The 15,629-nt window shown below is 60.5% G+C and carries 14 protein-coding genes; 8 read left to right on the top strand and 6 right to left on the bottom strand.

Features of this window, described 5'->3' with window-relative positions; translation table 11 throughout:
* Position 1: 1 nt before the first annotated feature.
* The 4 genes from AC3IUF_RS06885 to AC3IUF_RS06870 all read right to left on the bottom strand — a co-directional run bounded on the left by AC3IUF_RS06885 (position 2) and on the right by AC3IUF_RS06870 (position 3,223).
* On the bottom strand, positions 2 to 592 hold the full coding sequence (locus tag AC3IUF_RS06885) for a YceI family protein (protein WP_007916295.1): 591 nt from the start codon (positions 590 to 592) through the stop codon (positions 2 to 4).
* A gap of 219 nt (positions 593 to 811) precedes the next feature.
* Positions 812 to 1,108: an amidase gene (locus AC3IUF_RS06880; RefSeq protein WP_414893905.1), complete on the bottom strand. Its 297-nt coding sequence runs from the start codon at positions 1,106 to 1,108 to the stop codon at positions 812 to 814.
* Positions 1,105 to 2,178: a serine hydrolase domain-containing protein gene (locus tag AC3IUF_RS06875; protein WP_489280755.1), complete on the bottom strand. Its 1,074-nt coding sequence runs from the start codon at positions 2,176 to 2,178 to the stop codon at positions 1,105 to 1,107. Before AC3IUF_RS06875 ends, AC3IUF_RS06880 begins: the two co-directional genes overlap by 4 nt.
* A gap of 166 nt (positions 2,179 to 2,344) precedes the next feature.
* Positions 2,345 to 3,223 carry an acyl-CoA dehydrogenase middle domain-containing protein gene (locus tag AC3IUF_RS06870; RefSeq protein WP_489280754.1) on the bottom strand — a complete coding sequence of 293 codons (879 nt, stop codon included), beginning with the start codon at positions 3,221 to 3,223 and terminating at the stop codon, positions 2,345 to 2,347.
* 153 nt (positions 3,224 to 3,376) lie between these two features.
* On the opposite strand from AC3IUF_RS06870, the gene olsB reads away from it, so the two are divergent.
* Both olsB and AC3IUF_RS06860 read left to right on the top strand, forming a co-directional pair.
* Positions 3,377 to 4,132 carry an L-ornithine N(alpha)-acyltransferase gene (olsB, locus tag AC3IUF_RS06865; RefSeq protein ID WP_007916280.1) on the top strand — a complete coding sequence of 252 codons (756 nt, stop codon included), beginning with the start codon at positions 3,377 to 3,379 and terminating at the stop codon, positions 4,130 to 4,132.
* A complete protein-coding gene (locus AC3IUF_RS06860; RefSeq protein WP_489280753.1) occupies positions 4,132 to 4,923 on the top strand; it encodes a lysophospholipid acyltransferase family protein in 792 nt (263 codons plus the stop codon). Before olsB ends, AC3IUF_RS06860 begins: the two co-directional genes overlap by 1 nt.
* A gap of 124 nt (positions 4,924 to 5,047) precedes the next feature.
* On the opposite strand, the gene AC3IUF_RS06855 is transcribed toward AC3IUF_RS06860, so the two are convergent.
* Positions 5,048 to 5,626, bottom strand: a complete 579-nt coding sequence (locus AC3IUF_RS06855) for an acyl carrier protein phosphodiesterase (RefSeq protein ID WP_007917067.1) — start codon at positions 5,624 to 5,626, stop codon at positions 5,048 to 5,050.
* Between the two features lie 170 nt (positions 5,627 to 5,796).
* Between AC3IUF_RS06855 and AC3IUF_RS06850 the strand changes: the two genes are divergently transcribed.
* Genes AC3IUF_RS06850 through AC3IUF_RS06840 form a run of 3 tightly spaced genes read left to right on the top strand, consistent with a single transcriptional unit; the run spans position 5,797 to position 8,378 of the window.
* Positions 5,797 to 6,099 (top strand): ArsR/SmtB family transcription factor, encoded by a 303-nt coding sequence (locus AC3IUF_RS06850; protein WP_007917068.1) that lies wholly within the window; start codon positions 5,797 to 5,799, stop codon positions 6,097 to 6,099.
* Between the two features lie 34 nt (positions 6,100 to 6,133).
* Complete coding sequence (locus AC3IUF_RS06845) at positions 6,134 to 7,300, top strand: MFS transporter (RefSeq protein WP_007917078.1); 1,167 nt, start codon at positions 6,134 to 6,136, stop codon at positions 7,298 to 7,300.
* A 28-nt stretch (positions 7,301 to 7,328) separates the two neighbouring features.
* Complete coding sequence (locus AC3IUF_RS06840) at positions 7,329 to 8,378, top strand: alkene reductase (protein ID WP_489280751.1); 1,050 nt, start codon at positions 7,329 to 7,331, stop codon at positions 8,376 to 8,378.
* A 397-nt stretch (positions 8,379 to 8,775) separates the two neighbouring features.
* On the opposite strand, the gene emhR is transcribed toward AC3IUF_RS06840, so the two are convergent.
* The gene (emhR, locus tag AC3IUF_RS06835) at positions 8,776 to 9,408 is read right to left on the bottom strand and encodes an efflux system transcriptional repressor EmhR (protein WP_007917080.1); all 633 of its coding nucleotides are present in this window, start codon (positions 9,406 to 9,408) and stop codon (positions 8,776 to 8,778) included.
* 266 nt (positions 9,409 to 9,674) lie between these two features.
* Between emhR and AC3IUF_RS06830 the strand changes: the two genes are divergently transcribed.
* The 3 genes from AC3IUF_RS06830 to emhC are packed head-to-tail and all read left to right on the top strand — an operon-like array spanning position 9,675 to position 15,442.
* Complete coding sequence (locus AC3IUF_RS06830) at positions 9,675 to 10,832, top strand: efflux RND transporter periplasmic adaptor subunit (protein WP_007917081.1); 1,158 nt, start codon at positions 9,675 to 9,677, stop codon at positions 10,830 to 10,832.
* Positions 10,833 to 10,835: 3 nt separating this feature from the next.
* A complete protein-coding gene (gene emhB / locus AC3IUF_RS06825; protein ID WP_007917083.1) occupies positions 10,836 to 13,985 on the top strand; it encodes an efflux RND transporter permease subunit EmhB in 3,150 nt (1,049 codons plus the stop codon).
* The gene (gene emhC, locus AC3IUF_RS06820; RefSeq protein WP_007917089.1) at positions 13,982 to 15,442 is read left to right on the top strand and encodes an efflux RND transporter outer membrane subunit EmhC; all 1,461 of its coding nucleotides are present in this window, start codon (positions 13,982 to 13,984) and stop codon (positions 15,440 to 15,442) included. The genes emhB and emhC overlap by 4 nt, the downstream gene beginning before the upstream one ends.
* The last annotated feature ends 187 nt before the right edge of the window (positions 15,443 to 15,629 follow it).

Below are 15,629 nucleotides of genomic sequence, written 5' to 3'. Positions count from 1 at the left end.
GTCAGCGCGCCGTGAAGATCAGCACCGCACCCACCGGCACCGACAGACTGATCGCCGACAGATCGGCGAGTTTGCGCAGGCTTTCCAGCCCCGGCACGAGGTCGAAATCCTCGGCGTTGATCACCAGCGGCTCGAGGGTGACCACTTGAAAACGACGATCATCGAGACGCGTCGCCAGCAGTTCGGCGGGATATTCGTGTTGTTTGCCGTGCAAATTGACGGTGAGTGGCAGGCGCAATTCCAGCTGCGCACCGGGGGCCAGATCGTTGATCGGGCGCAAATCAATCTGCGTGGTGATGGTCGCTTCTGGAAATTGCTCGATCTGGAACAGCTCCTTGCGCATGCGCTCATCGCGCAGCGGGATGCCGCTGTTGATCGAATCCAGCTCGACTTCGACTTCGGCGCGCCCATTGGGGTCGACCTTGCCGTGCAGCACCAGAAAGCGCTGCACTTCGGAAACATTGGCGTTTTTCGTGCTGACGAACGACAGCCGCGACGACTCGCCGTCCAGATACCAATTGGCCTGCGCCGGCAGCGCAACGGCAGCGAGCAGCAGGCTGGACAGGGTTGCACAGAGGGAGCGGTTGAACATTGAACACTCGTGGGGCCGATAAACCTGCACGAACCTTAACCGCCTATGCCGTTATTGCAAACTCGGTCGCCGCAAATCTATCAATTGATGAAAATCCCTGTGGGAGCTGGCTTGCCAGCGATGGCGGTGTATCAGTCACACAAATATTGCCTGTGCCGACGCAATCGCTGGCAAGCCAGCTCCCACAGGGGCCTCTGTTCACAGGAGGATTGCGGGTTTTCAGGGGTTCAGGCGGCAGCCCAAGCGTTCGCTCAACCACTGGGCGCGGTGGCTGCGGCCCATGCCGCTGACCGTGATGGTTTTGCTGGCAGGGTCATCGGTGAAACCGCTGGTCGGCAGCCACTGCTTTACGTAGCCACGGCAGTATTGCGCGTCGTTATTCATCACATAGCGGCACGAACAATATTCCTTGGCGGTGTACGCGCTGATGATGTCGGGGAAGGCCCACAGATTTTCGCGCTCGTAGACGACCCAGCCGAGCAGCAAAACCAGCAGCAACAGCAAAAAGCGCTTCATGGCCGCACCGCCTTCAGCACGCGTTTGAGCAATTCGTTGTGTCGATAACTGCCGTCGCGGTCATCGGCGTAGCGCACGATCACCAGGTTGGCGCTGGGGATTACGTACAGCGCCTGGCCCCAATGGCCAAGCGCGGCGAAGGTGTCGGGCGGTGCATCGGGCCACGGTGACAAGGCGCCATCGGCCGGACGATTGAGCCACCATTGTCCGCCGGGCACCGCTTCGTCCTGATGAGCCTTGTAACCGGCGAAGGGCTGCCGATTGAAGTCGACCCAATCCTTGGGCAGCAATTGCCGATCGTTCCAGCGCCCGTCACGGGCCATCAACAGCCCGACGCGCGCCAGATCCCTTGCCGTCAGGTAAGCGTAAGACGACGCGACAAACGTGCCGCTGGCATCGGTCTCCCAAACGGCGTGGCGAATGCCCAACGGCTCGAACAACGCCTCCCACGGATAATCCGCATAACGCTGCGGGCCGACGATCGTTTTCAACGCTGCCGCCAAGAGATTGCTGTCGCCACTGGAATAGCGGAAGGCCTGCCCCGGTTCGGCGTAGGCATCGTGATCGGCGGTAAACGCAGCCATGTCGCGATGACCACGGGTATAGAGCATCGCCACCACCGAGGATTTCAGCGGGGCGTATTCGTAGTCTTCCTGCCAATCGATACCAGAGGCCCAGTGCAGCAGATCGGCGATTTTTATCGCCGGGTATTTGGTCAGTAACGGGTAAAACTTCGCGGCCGGATCGTCGAGTTTGAACAGGCCCTCGCCGTAGGCCACACCGAGCACGCTGGCCATCAGGCTTTTGCTGATCGACCAGGTCAGGTGCGGGGTTTGTGCTGTGGTCGGGCCGGCGTAGCGTTCGTAGATGATCTGGCCGTCGCAGATGATCAGCAGCGCGTCGGTGCGGATGCCTTGGCGGGTGCTGTCATCGCGGGGCGGGAAGGCGTAATGATCCAGCGCCTCTGTATCGGTGACCTTCGGGCCGGTTGGCCATTCTTCACCCGGCCATTGTTCGGCGTGAACGGTGAAGGTGATCAGCAGCAGAAACAGCGACAGGCCTTTGCACATGGTGGGGGCTCATGGAAAGAACCTGCTGAGACTAGTCGGGGTTTATGACAAGTATGCGGTGTTATTTAGATTGCTATCGCGAGCAGGCGAAGGCCTACAGGGGCTCGCATTTCAACTGACGAAACTCGATCAACTGTAGGCCTTCGCCTGCTCGCGATGAGGCCCTTCAGCCCGCCACCAAAGCCTTGGCCAAGCGCTTGGCCCTGGCCCCTGCGGCCAACTGCATCACCCCTTGATCGCGCTGCCACATCTGCGCCCATTCTACCGGCCCGTCAGCCAAGGCCTGACTCACCTCCCCCTCCAGCGCCGCAAACTGCGCAAACAACCCACCCAGCAACACATGCCCGACGGGATTGTTCGGCGGTTGCCGGCTCGCCTCGGCACACCCGGCCAACAGCGCCAGCAAACGCAATTGCAGCGCTTGCGGCCAGTCACTGTCCTGCCCGACGCCATACAGCCACGCGGTCATCGCGCTCAGCACATAAACGTCCTCCAGGGTGCGGAACGGTTTGACGTAAGCGTCCCAACCATCGCCGGCCAACAACTCGCACAACGCGTTATCAAGCTGCAGCCGACCATGGCTGATGTCCGGCATCAATGGCAGCGCCGGCAGTTTCTCTACCGTCACACCGGGCTCGCCGGGATACACCACCGCCAGACTCAAGCGCGGCGTTTCACCGGGTGCTTCACTGCGCGCAGCGATCAGCAACCAGTCCGCCGCATCGCCGGCCGTAACGAAATCCTTGCGCCCACTCAGGCGCAAATCGCTCAGCCGCGTGTGCATGTTAGACGGACGCAGACTGCGCTGTTCGGTCGCACACAACGCACCAAGGCTCAGCGGCGCACTCGGCCACAACATGCGCAAGGCCGCTTGATAACCGACCAGAAACGCCAGCCCCGGCGTCGCCATCCGCCGCCCGCCCGCGACCGCCAATTCGAACGGCGTGACGTTGCCCAGTTGCTGCAACAACGTCGCAAAACCCTCGGCCAGGTCAGCAACGGCGGGCAATCGGTCACGGCTGTGCAGCAGATCTGGCCAGGGCATAAGAGGCTCCTTGTGGGCTGTCATATAAGCATCACCAAAGGTTCATGGCGATGACACCGGGGCTACATAGCCTGACTTTGCACAACACGGCTGCATAAAGAAAGTCGATCGGCTGCAACCCACGACGGGTTAAAGGCCCGTACGGAGATTCACATGACTCAGATCGCCCGCATCAGCGACACCGGCAATGAACGCCGCCTGCAAGCCGAACGCCTGATCGGCGCCGAGGCCTTGCAGCAAGCCCAGGCCCTGCGCTTCAACGTCTTCAGCGGCGAGTTCAACGCCAAATTGAAAGGCGCGGAGCTGGGTCTGGACATGGATGATTATGATGTTCACTGCAGCCACATCGGCGTGCGTGATCTGAACACCGGCCGTTTGGTCGCGACCACGCGTTTGCTTGATCACACCGCCGCCAGCAGCCTCGGCAAGTTCTACAGCGAAGAAGAATTCAGCCTGCACGGCCTCGCCCATCTGCAAGGCCCGATCCTCGAAATCGGCCGCACCTGCGTCGACCCGGCGTACCGCAACGGCGGCACCATTGCGGTGTTGTGGGGCGAGTTGGCCGAAGTGCTGAATCAGGGCGGCTACAGCTATCTGATGGGTTGCGCGAGCATCCCCATGCAGGACGGCGGCATCCAGGCCCACGCGATCATGCAGCGCCTGCGCGAACGTTATCTGTGCACCGAACACCTGCGCGCCGAGCCGAAAAATCCGCTGCCGACGCTGGATATTCCATCGAACGTGATCGCGGAAATGCCGCCACTGCTCAAGGCCTATATGCGCCTGGGCGCGAAGATCTGTGGCGAACCGTGCTGGGATGAAGACTTCCAGGTCGCCGACGTGTTTATCCTGCTCAAACGCGACGAACTCTGCCCGCGCTACGCCAAGCACTTCAAGGCGGCTGTGTGATGAGCCGGTTGCGCGTATACGCGCGGATCGCGCGGGTGCTGCTGGTGGTGGCGCTGGGGTTGACCATGGCCAGCGTCTTTGGCGTGTTTGAACGCATTGGCCTGGCGCATTCGATGGAGCGGCGTCAGCGCTGGTCGCGCTTCTTCATGGCGCGCCTGAGCAACGCCCTGCCCTTTCGGGTGACGGTGCACGGTGAGCTGCCGAAGCAGCCGATGCTGTGGGTCAGCAATCATGTGTCGTGGACCGACATTCCGCTGCTCGGCATGCTCACGCCGCTGTCGTTTCTGTCCAAGGCCGAAGTGCGCACCTGGCCGGTGGCCGGTTGGCTCGCGGCGAAGGCTGGCAGCCTGTTCATCCGTCGCGGTTCGGGCGACAGCCAGTTGATCCGCAAGCAGATGACCCGTCATCTGCAAACCGAGCATGCGTTGCTGATGTTTCCGGAAGGCACCACCACCGATGGCCGTTCGCTGCGCACCTTTCATGGTCGCTTGCTGGCGGCGGCGATTGATTCCGAGGTGATGCTGCAACCGGTGGCGATTCGTTATCTGCGTGACGGCGAAATCGACTCGCTGGCGCCGTTCATTGGTGATGATGATCTGCTCTCGCACCTGATGCGCCTGTTCAGCAATGATTGCGGCGATGTTGAAGTGCACTTGCTCAAGCCGATGGCCTGTCAGGGACGAGAGCGTGCTGCGCTGGCGTTTGAAGCGCAGCAGGCGGTGCAGAAGGCGTTGTTTGGCGCAATTCCGGAAACCCTACAATCCCCAATGCGTCCGGCAATCGCTGCCTGAAATACAAATCCTGAAATCGCCTTGGCCCCTGTGGGAGCTGGCTTGCCAGCGATAGCGGTAGACCAGCCGACACGAATGTTGAATGTGCTGACGCCATCGCTGGCAAGCCAGCTCCCACAGGGATTCAGGGTGTTGGTGGGGATTGGGCGAAGTCCTGGAGTTGCGGGTAGAAGAGCCGGAAGTCTTCACTGAGCGGCTCATACAACCGCCGCAATTCCTGCATCGCCCCCGCCAGTTCCTCCGGCCGGCTCAGTCGCCGCGAGATCCCGCGCAACACCTGCTCCAGCACTTCAAATTCCTGATACGAACCCAGCCAGTCATTGGCGACCATGTGCGGGGCAATCTTCGCCAGTCGCTCGGGCAGTTGCCGCTCGCGGGTCAGAACCCGATAAACGTCAGCGGTGAAAACCTCCAGCGGCTGATCGGCATACAGCCGCCAGTCCCGCGCCAGGCAATGATCGAAAAACACATCGAGCACAATCCCGGCATAACGCCGGCGCGTGTCGGAAAACCGCCCCAGGGCGATATCCACCAGCGGATGGCGATCGGTGAATACATCGATCCGTCGATGCAATTGAATGGCCGCCTCGACCTCGGGCGCAAACTGCCCTTGCAGCCGGCCTTTGACGAAGTCGCCATACAGACTGCCGAGCAGTTGCCCGGGGCGCTGGCCACCGAGGTGTAAATGTGCGAGATAGTTCATGGGCGCAGCTTAGCACTGCGGCCCATAAGCCATACACCCATGTATCGTTATAACGCGATATACCAATTTATGCTGGCGTCAGATCAAAATCATATTGGTGTATCGCGATCTAACGATTTATATTTCGCCACATCGCGATATAGCGTTGTACACATTGTGAGCACCCTGCCATGAACCTCGACCTCGACGAAATAATAAAAGCCCTGGCGCACCCAGTACGGCGAGACATCCTCAACTGGCTGAAAGACCCGAAGAACGAATTTCCGGAACAGTTGCACAACCACGAGTACGGCATCTGCGCCGGGCAGATCGATCAGCGCTGCGGTTTGTCGCAGTCGACCGTTTCTGCACACCTCGCGACGTTGCAACGCGCCGGTCTGATCAGCAGCCAGAAGGCCGGTCAATGGCACTTTTTCAAACGAAACGAGGACGTGATCCAGGCGTTCCTCAGCACCCTCAGTAAAGAGCTCTGACCCTTAACGTCAGCCAGCCGACAAGGAAACCTGCATGCCCCTCTCGCTCCTCATCCTCGCCTTGAGCGCCTTCGCCATCGGCACCACCGAATTCGTCATCATGGGCCTGCTGCCCAATGTGGCGGCTGACCTCGGTGTGTCGATTCCCGGCGCCGGTTGGCTGGTGACCGGATACGCCCTCGGCGTGGCCATCGGTGCGCCATTCATGGCAATGGCTACCGCCAAACTGCCGCGTAAAGCAGCACTGGTGGCGTTGATGGGCATCTTTATTGTCGGCAACCTGCTCTGTGCGATTGCCAGTGATTACAACGTGCTGATGTTCGCCCGGGTGATCACTGCGCTGTGCCACGGTGCGTTCTTCGGCATCGGTTCTGTCGTCGCGGCCAATCTGGTGCCAGCGAATAAACGCGCTTCGGCAGTGGCGTTGATGTTCACCGGCCTGACCCTGGCCAACGTCCTCGGTGTACCGCTGGGCACCGCGCTGGGTCAGCAATACGGCTGGCGCTCGACTTTCTGGGCAGTGACCGTTATCGGCGTGATCGCACTGATCGGCCTGATCCGTTTCCTGCCGGCCAAACGTGACGAAGAGAAGCTCGACATGCGCGCCGAACTCGCCGCCCTCAAAGGGGCCGGGATCTGGCTGTCGCTGAGCATGACCGCGCTGTTCGCCGCGTCCGTCTTCACCCTGTTCACCTACGTTGCCCCGCTGCTCGGCGAAGTCACCGGTGTGTCGCCGCGTGGCGTGACCTGGACGCTGATGCTGATCGGCCTGGGCCTGACTGTCGGCAACATCATCGGCGGCAAACTCGCCGACAAGGGCATGGCCGCGACGCTGATCGGCGTGTTCATCGCCATGGCCGTGGTCTCGACCGTACTGACCTGGACCAGCGTCGCGCTGATCCCCACCGAAATCACCCTGTTCCTCTGGGCCACCGCGTGTTTTGCCGCCGTACCGGCGCTGCAAGTCAACGTGGTGACCTTCGGCAAAGCCGCACCGAATCTGGTCTCGACCCTGAACATCGGCGCCTTCAACGTCGGCAACGCCCTCGGCGCCTGGGTCGGCGGCAGTGTCATCGCTCACGGCTACGGCCTGACCAGCGTGCCACTCGCAGCCGCCGCGCTGGCCGTGCTCGCTCTGCTGGTGACCCTGATTACTTTCCGTCAGAACGGCAATGCCGATCTGGCCCCTGCTACCAACTGATTAACTTTCACCTACGAGGGTTGTAGACATGGCAACTATTTTTGATCCGATCAAACTGGGCGACATCGAACTGGCCAACCGCATCATCATGGCCCCGTTGACTCGCTGCCGCGCCGACGAAGGCCGTGTGCCGAACGCGCTGATGGCTGAATACTATGTACAGCGTGCTTCCGCTGGCCTGATCCTCAGCGAAGCCACGTCGGTGACGCCGATGGGCGTTGGCTACCCGGACACCCCGGGCATCTGGTCCAACGATCAAGTGCGCGGCTGGGCCAACGTGACCAAAGCCATTCACGGCGCTGGCGGCAAGATCTTCCTGCAACTGTGGCACGTCGGTCGCGTCTCGCACCCGTCGTACCTCAACGGTGAAGCACCGGTGGCACCGAGCGCGATCCAGCCGAAAGGTCACGTCAGCCTGGTGCGCCCACTGGCCGACTACCCAACCCCGCGTGCCCTGGAAACCGCTGAAATTGCCGACATTGTCGACGCCTACCGCACCGGTGCCGAAAACGCCAAGGCCGCCGGTTTCGACGGCGTGGAAATCCACGGCGCCAACGGTTACCTGCTCGACCAATTCCTGCAAAGCAGCACCAACCAGCGCACCGACAACTACGGCGGCTCGCTGGAAAACCGTGCACGCCTGCTGCTGGAAGTGACTGACGCCGCGATCGAAGTCTGGGGCGCCGGCCGTGTCGGTGTGCACCTGGCACCGCGCGCCGACTCCCATGACATGGGCGACGACAACCTGGCAGAAACCTTCACTTACGTGGCTCGTGAGCTGGGCAAACGCGGCATCGCGTTCATCTGCTCCCGTGAGAAAGAAGGCGCCGACAGCCTCGGCCCGCAACTGAAAGAAGCCTTTGGCGGCACGTACATCGCCAACGAACGCTTCACCAAGGACAGCGCTAATGAGTGGCTGGCCAGCGGCAAGGCTGATGCCGTGGCGTTTGGTGTGCCGTTCATTGCCAACCCGGATCTGCCGGCGCGCTTGAAGGCGGATGCGCCGTTGAATGATGCGCGTCCAGAGCTCTTCTATGCCAAGGGTCCGGTTGGTTATATCGACTATCCGACGCTGTAATAGGCAACACGCAGAAACGCGAAAGCCCCCGACTTGTGAGAGTCGGGGGCTTTTTTTGTGTTCGCCGGGAGAGCGATTGCGCGGCTGAGTACGTAGCCCCTCATCGGAACGCCGCCCGCCCAGCCCTCTCCAGAGGGAGAGGGAGCCGATCTGTGTGCTTTTCAAATCTGGAGTTCGACCTGATATCTCAGGTCGGCGTATCTCGAAAGAACACCTCGGTCAGTCCCCTCTACCTCTGGGAGAGGGCTAGGGTGAGGGCAAGCGGCTCACACTCATTCACACAGAAGACACAAATTCCCTACAAAATGCGTAGCTCGCTACGTTTAAACTCCCCCCGCTGCGAAGCTATATAAAGGCAGGCCAATTGACATAGGCTGTGCCAATTACGCATTTTGTTTCATTTGCGCAGGCTGGGGCTCAGGCGCAGCATATCCAACCCTGTATCGACCCAACGTTCGGCCTCGGCATGCAGCTCAAAGCTGTCCGGCGCCAGAAGCCATCCATACAGAAGGCCATCGATATAGCTGTGAATGCTGATGGCCGCACGGGCAGTGTCGAGATCTTCCGGCAATTGGCCGCGATTTACCGCATTACGCAACGTCAGCGCGATGCGCTCATTGCAATCGAGACTGACGTCCCTGCGCTGCTGGCGCAAATCGCACATTTCATCGGTGAACTCGCACTTATGAAACAGAATTTCGTTGATACGCCGGGTTTTCGGGTCCAGCGCAACTTGATGAAACAAATGAATCAGCAGTTGGCGCATGCAGCCCAGTGGATCGAGTTCATCTTCGCTTTCGCTGGCCCTGGCCAACTCATCCAGCGGCTCACGCAGCGAATCCAGCATGGCCTGGACCAGGTCGGCCTTGTTGCTGAAATGCCAGTAAATGGCACCGCGCGTGACCCCGGCCAAGGCCGCGATGTCGGCCAACGTCGTACGAGCGACGCCCCTTTCATAAAAGGCTTTCTCCGCCGCTTCCAGAATCTGGCTACGGGTTTCTTGAGCTTCCTCTTTGGTACGACGGACCATGACAGTAAAACCTCAAACAGGATGTTTCAGGGATGGCTGAATATCCGCTGAATAAAGAGGGGGCGATCTCTCACGGATCAGCTCCCCGGCCTACAATTTCAAACCTTGCGACGAGTTTTGTAACAGGGTGGATACGACGCCAAGGTATTTACAAACAACCATGAACGTAAGTATATTCCTTAGCAAGCTACTTATCCACCCGGTATCCTTTTTTTACCCTTACACACTTCTTGTGCGCTTTTTGCGCGCCTGACCCGAGGATCTTCATGCAATTCAAGCCAGCTGTTACCGCTCTGGTCACTGCCGTCGCCCTGGCATCGCTGCTCAGCGGATGTAAAAAGGAAGAAGCGGCACCGGCCGCTCCTCCGCCTCAGGTCGGCGTCGTCACCCTGCAACCACAAGCCTTTACCCTCACCTCCGAGCTGCCGGGTCGCACCAGTGCGTTCCGTATTGCGGAAGTTCGACCGCAGGTCAACGGCATCATTCTCAAGCGTCTGTTCAAGGAAGGCGGCGATGTCAAAGCCGGCCAACAGCTGTATCAGATCGATCCGGCGGTCTATGAAGCGACCCTGAAAAGCGCCGAAGCCAGCCTGCGTTCGACCAAGTCGATCTCCGACCGCTACAAGCAACTGGTCGACGAGCAGGCCGTGAGCCGTCAGGAATACGACACGGCCGTGTCCAACCGCATGGAATCGGAAGCGTCGCTGCAGAGCGCGCAGATCAACGTGAAATACACCAAGGTCTATGCGCCGATCTCCGGCCGCATCGGTCGTTCTTCGGTCACCGAAGGCGCACTGGTCAGCAATGGTCAGGCCGACGCAATGGCGACGATCCAGCAACTGGACCCGATCTACGTTGACGTTACCCAGTCTTCGGTTGAACTGCTGGAACTGCGCCGTGAGCTGGAAAGCGGTCGTCTGCAAAAATCCGGCGAAAACTCGGCAGCAGTCAAACTGACCCTGGAAGACGGCAGCCAGTACAAGCTCGACGGTAAGCTGGAATTCTCCGAAGTCACGGTCGACCCGACTACCGGTTCGGTGACCCTGCGTGCAGTGTTCCCGAACCCGGATCACACCCTGCTGCCAGGCATGTTCGTCCGCGCCCAGTTGCAGGCCGGTGTCAACGCCGCCGCCATTCTGGCACCGCAACAAGGCGTGACCCGCGACCTCAAAGGCACTCCGACCGCACTGGTCGTCGGCCCCGACAACAAGGTTGAACTGCGTCAGCTCAAGGCCAGCCGCACTGTCGGCAGCCAGTGGCTGATCGAAGACGGCCTGAAGGCCGGCGATCGCTTGATCACCGAAGGCCTGCAGTACGTGCGCCCAGGTGTTCAGGTCAACCCGTCCGAAGCCACTAACGTAGGCAACAAGAACCCGGCCCCCGCTCAGGCAGCTGACAAAGCCGCCGGCGGCAAAGGGGAGTAATCCATGTCAAAATTCTTCATCGACCGTCCGATTTTCGCTTGGGTAATTGCCCTGGTGATCATGCTGGTCGGGGCACTTTCGATCCTGAAACTGCCGATCAACCAGTACCCGAGCATTGCGCCGCCGGCCATTGCGATCTCCGTGACCTACCCGGGTGCTTCGGCGCAAACCGTGCAGGACACCGTGGTCCAGGTGATCGAGCAGCAGCTCAACGGTATCGACAACCTGCGTTATGTGTCCTCGGAAAGTAACTCCGACGGCAGCATGACCATCACCGCGACCTTCGAGCAAGGCACCAACTCCGACACCGCGCAGGTACAGGTTCAGAACAAGCTGAACCTGGCCACCCCGCTGTTGCCGCAGGAAGTGCAGCAACAAGGTATCCGCGTGACCAAGGCAGTGAAAAACTTCCTCTTGGTCATCGGCGTGGTATCGCGTGACGGCAGCATGACCAAGGACGACCTGTCCAACTACATCGTGTCGAACATGCAGGATCCGATTTCGCGGACCGCCGGTGTCGGTGACTTCCAGGTCTTCGGTGCCCAGTACGCGATGCGCATCTGGCTCGATCCGGCCAAGTTGAACAAGTACAACCTGACCCCGGCTGACGTCAGCTCCGCCATCTCGGCGCAGAACGTTCAGGTGTCGTCCGGTCAGCTCGGCGGTTTGCCGGCGCTGCCAGGCCAGCAACTGAACGCGACGATCATCGGCAAGACCCGTCTGCAGACCGCCGAGCAGTTCAAGGCGATTCTGCTCAAGGTCAATCAGGACGGCTCGCAAGTGCGCGTCGGCGACGTCGCCGATGTCGGTCTGGGCGGTGAGAACTCGACCATCTCGGCACAGTTCAACGGCAAGCCATCGTCCGGTCTGGCGGTGAAACTGGCCAACGGTGCCAACGCCCTCGACACCGCCAAAGCCCTGCGCAAGACGATTGACGAACTCAAGCCGTTCTTCCCGCAAGGCATGGAAGTGGTGTTCCCGTACGACACCACCCCGGTGGTAACCGAATCGATCAAAGGTGTGGTTGAAACCCTGGTCGAAGCGATCGTGCTGGTGTTCCTGGTGATGTTCCTGTTCCTGCAGAACTTCCGCGCCACCGTCATCACCACGATGACCGTGCCGGTGGTATTGCTCGGTACGTTCGGCATCCTCGCGGCGTTCGGTTTCAGCATCAACACCCTGACCATGTTCGGTATGGTGCTGGCCATCGGCTTGCTGGTGGACGACGCCATCGTCGTGGTGGAAAACGTCGAGCGGGTGATGAGCGAAGAAGGCTTGTCACCGAAGGAAGCGACCAAGAAGTCCATGGGCCAGATCCAGGGCGCACTGGTCGGTATTGCTCTGGTTCTGTCGGCGGTACTGTTGCCGATGGCGTTCTTCAGCGGTTCCACCGGTGTGATCTACAAGCAGTTCTCGATCACCATCGTCTCGGCCATGGCCCTGTCGGTACTGGTCGCGCTGATCTTCACCCCGGCGCTGTGCGCAACCATGCTCAAGGCGATTCCGAAAGGCGAGCACGGCACACCGAAAAAAGGCTTCTTCGGCTGGTTCAACCGTAACTTCGACCGTGGCGTTCGCAGCTACGAGCGCGGCGTTGGCAACATGCTGTCGCGCAAAGCCCCGTATCTGCTGGCGTATCTGCTGATCGTTGTTGGCATGATCTGGCTGTTCACCCGTATTCCGACCGCGTTCCTGCCGGAAGAAGACCAGGGCGTACTGTTCGCCCAGGTGCAAACCCCGGCCGGTTCCAGTGCCGAACGTACGCAAGTCGTGATCGACGAAATGCGTTCCTACCTGCTGGAGAAAGAATCCGGTGCGGTCGCCTCGGTGTTCACCGTGAACGGCTTCAACTTCGCCGGTCGCGGTCAGAGCTCGGGTCTGGCGTTCATCATGCTCAAACCGTGGGACGAGCGTGACGCGAGCAACAGCGTGTTCGCCCTCGCCCAGCGTGCGCAGCAACACTTCTTCAGCTTCCGCGACGCGATGGTGTTTGCTTTCGCCCCGCCAGCGGTACTGGAATTGGGTAACGCCACCGGTTTCGACGTGTTCCTGCAGGACCGCGCCGGTATCGGTCACGAAAAACTGATGGAAGCGCGCAACCAGTTCCTCGGTCTGGCAGCGCAGAGCAAGGTGCTCTATCAGGTGCGTCCGAACGGCCTGAACGACGAGCCGCAATACCACCTGGAAATCGACGATCAGAAGGCCCAGGCCCTCGGCGTGAGCATTGCCGACATCAATAGCACGCTGTCGATCTCCTTCGGTAGTAGCTACGTCAACGACTTCATCGACCGTGGTCGGGTGAAGAAGGTGTACGTGCAAGGTCAGGCCGGTGCTCGCATGAGCCCTGAAGACTTGAAGAAGTGGTACGTGCGCAACAGCGCCGGGACCATGGTGCCGTTCTCCGCGTTCGCCAAGGGCGAGTGGATCTACGGATCGCCGAAACTGGCGCGTTACAACGGTGTAGAAGCGATGGAGATCCTCGGTTCTCCGGCGCCGGGTTACTCCACCGGTGATGCGATGGCCGAAGTCGAAGCGATTGCCAAGAAGCTGCCGGCGGGTGTCGGTATTTCCTGGACCGGTCTGTCTTATGAGGAACGTCTGTCCGGCTCGCAAGCGCCGGCGCTGTACGCCCTGTCGCTGCTGATGGTGTTCCTGTGTCTGGCGGCGCTGTACGAAAGCTGGTCGATTCCGATCGCGGTTATGCTCGTGGTGCCGCTGGGGATCATCGGTGCGCTGCTGGCCACCAGCCTGCGCGGTCTGTCCAACGACGTGTACTTCCAGGTGGGGCTGTTGACGACCATCGGTCTGGCAGCTAAAAACGCCATTCTGATCGTCGAGTTCGCCAAGGAACTGCATGAACAGGGACGCAGCCTGCGGGATGCGGCGATTGAAGCCTGCCGCATGCGTCTGCGACCGATCATCATGACCTCGCTGGCCTTCGTCCTCGGTGTTGTACCGTTGGCGATCTCCACCGGCGCCGGTTCAGGCAGTCAACATGCGATCGGTACGGGCGTGATTGGCGGTATGCTCACGGCCACGATCCTGGCGATCTTCTGGGTCCCACTGTTCTTCGTTACGGTTTCGTCCCTGGGCCAGCGTAAAATCGCTGACGAGGATGAGGCTACTGAAACTCCTAAAGAGGCTGGCCAATGAGCAAGTCGCTACTCTCCATCGCAGTCGCCGCCTTCGTGCTGAGCGGTTGCTCGCTGATACCTGACTATCAGCAGCCTGAGGCTCCGGTCGCAGGTCAGTACCCGCAGGGGCCGGCGTACTCGCCGGCCCAGGCTCCGGCGCAGGCCGCTGCCGAGCAAGGCTGGAAGCAGTTTTTCCACGACCCGGCGCTGCAACAGCTGATTCAGGTGTCGCTGGAAAACAACCGCGACCTGCGTGTCGCGGCGCTGAACATCGATGCTTACGCGGCTCAATACCGCATCCAGCGTGCCGACCTGTTCCCGGCGGTTTCGGCCAATGCCAGCGGCAGCCGTCAACGTCTGCCGGCTCGCGCGTCGACGACTGGCGACTCGATGATCAGCAGTTCGTATTCCGCCACCGTCGGCATCAGCGCTTATGAACTCGACCTGTTCGGTCGCGTTCGTAGCCTGAGCGAGCAAGCGCTGCAACAATACTTCGCCACTGAAGAAGCACGCCGCAGCACCCAGATCAGTCTGGTCGCCAGCGTCGCCAACGCTTACCTGACCTGGCAAGCGGACAAGGAACTGCTCAAGCTGACCCAAGACACCCTCGGTGCCTTCGAAGAAAGCTACAAGCTGACCAGCCGCAGCAACGAAGTCGGTGTCGCTTCGGCGCTGGATCTGGCGCAGTCGCGCACCTCGGTCGAGAACGCCCGGGCACAACTGGCGCGTTACACCCGCCAAGTGGCCCAGGACGAAAACAGCCTGACCCTGCTGCTCGGCACCGGTATCCCGGCCAATCTGCAAACGGCCAAGCCGCTGGCGGATGACCTGCTCAGCGACGTACCGCCGGGGCTGCCTTCTGACTTGCTGCAACGTCGTCCGGACATTCTGCAGGCCGAGTACAACCTGAAAGCGGCCAACGCCAACATCGGCGCGGCCCGTGCAGCGTTCTTCCCGAGCATCAGCCTGACCGCCAACGCGGGTAGCCTGAGCCCGGATCTGTCCGGTTTGTTCAAGGGTGGTTCGGGGACGTGGTTGTTCCAGCCGCAGATCAACCTGCCGATCTTCAACGCCGGCAGCCTGCGCGCCAGCCTCGACTACGCCAAGATCCAGAAGGACATTGGCGTGGCGAACTACGAGAAATCCATTCAAACGGCCTTCCAGGAAGTCGCCGACGGCCTCGCCGCCCGCCAGACCTACACCGAACAGCTGCAAGCGCAGCGTGACTTCGTGCAGGCCAACCAGGATTACTACCGCCTGGCCGAGCGTCGCTACCGCATCGGTGTCGACAGCAACCTGACCTTCCTCGATGCCCAGCGTCAGCTGTTCAGCGCGCAACAAGCGCTGATCACCGACCGCCTCGCGCAGCTGACCAGTGCGGTCAACCTGTACAAGGCATTGGGCGGTGGCTGGAATGCACAAACCGCGCAGAACGAACCGCTGAAAGAAGAAGCACCGAAGATGAAGTTGTTCTGATCATCATCAGGTGAACACAAGGAGCCCACCGATTGGTGGGCTTTTTGTTGCCTGTCTGAAAGTTGTGGTGTCTGGGCTGGCCCCATCGCTGGCAAGCCAGCTCCCACAATGTTCTGTGGTGTACCCAACATTGTGAACGACACAAAAACCTGTGGGAGCTGGCTTGCCAGCGATGAGGCCCTCCCAT

Source organism: Pseudomonas sp. KH_040 (assembly GCF_057839305.1).
The sequence above is the reverse complement of the archived record's forward strand: the minus strand, read 5'-3'. Positions and strand labels throughout refer to the sequence as shown.

What these genes read in the sequence shown, in the direction of transcription:
- AC3IUF_RS06850 (WP_007917068.1), top strand. Translation starts at nt 5,797, where the DNA reads ATGAACCTCGACCTCGACGAAATAATAAAAGCCCTGGCGCACCCAGTA.
- AC3IUF_RS06830 (WP_007917081.1), top strand. Translation starts at nt 9,675, where the DNA reads ATGCAATTCAAGCCAGCTGTTACCGCTCTGGTCACTGCCGTCGCCCTG.
- emhB (WP_007917083.1), top strand. Translation starts at nt 10,836, where the DNA reads ATGTCAAAATTCTTCATCGACCGTCCGATTTTCGCTTGGGTAATTGCC.
- olsB (WP_007916280.1), top strand. Translation starts at nt 3,377, where the DNA reads ATGACTCAGATCGCCCGCATCAGCGACACCGGCAATGAACGCCGCCTG.
- AC3IUF_RS06840 (WP_489280751.1), top strand. Translation starts at nt 7,329, where the DNA reads ATGGCAACTATTTTTGATCCGATCAAACTGGGCGACATCGAACTGGCC.
- AC3IUF_RS06845 (WP_007917078.1), top strand. Translation starts at nt 6,134, where the DNA reads ATGCCCCTCTCGCTCCTCATCCTCGCCTTGAGCGCCTTCGCCATCGGC.
- AC3IUF_RS06870 (WP_489280754.1), bottom strand. Translation starts at nt 3,223, where the DNA reads ATGCCCTGGCCAGATCTGCTGCACAGCCGTGACCGATTGCCCGCCGTT.
- AC3IUF_RS06885 (WP_007916295.1), bottom strand. Translation starts at nt 592, where the DNA reads ATGTTCAACCGCTCCCTCTGTGCAACCCTGTCCAGCCTGCTGCTCGCT.
- emhR (WP_007917080.1), bottom strand. Translation starts at nt 9,408, where the DNA reads ATGGTCCGTCGTACCAAAGAGGAAGCTCAAGAAACCCGTAGCCAGATT.
- emhC (WP_007917089.1), top strand. Translation starts at nt 13,982, where the DNA reads ATGAGCAAGTCGCTACTCTCCATCGCAGTCGCCGCCTTCGTGCTGAGC.
- AC3IUF_RS06860 (WP_489280753.1), top strand. Translation starts at nt 4,132, where the DNA reads ATGAGCCGGTTGCGCGTATACGCGCGGATCGCGCGGGTGCTGCTGGTG.
- AC3IUF_RS06880 (WP_414893905.1), bottom strand. Translation starts at nt 1,108, where the DNA reads ATGAAGCGCTTTTTGCTGTTGCTGCTGGTTTTGCTGCTCGGCTGGGTC.
- AC3IUF_RS06875 (WP_489280755.1), bottom strand. Translation starts at nt 2,178, where the DNA reads ATGTGCAAAGGCCTGTCGCTGTTTCTGCTGCTGATCACCTTCACCGTT.
- AC3IUF_RS06855 (WP_007917067.1), bottom strand. Translation starts at nt 5,626, where the DNA reads ATGAACTATCTCGCACATTTACACCTCGGTGGCCAGCGCCCCGGGCAA.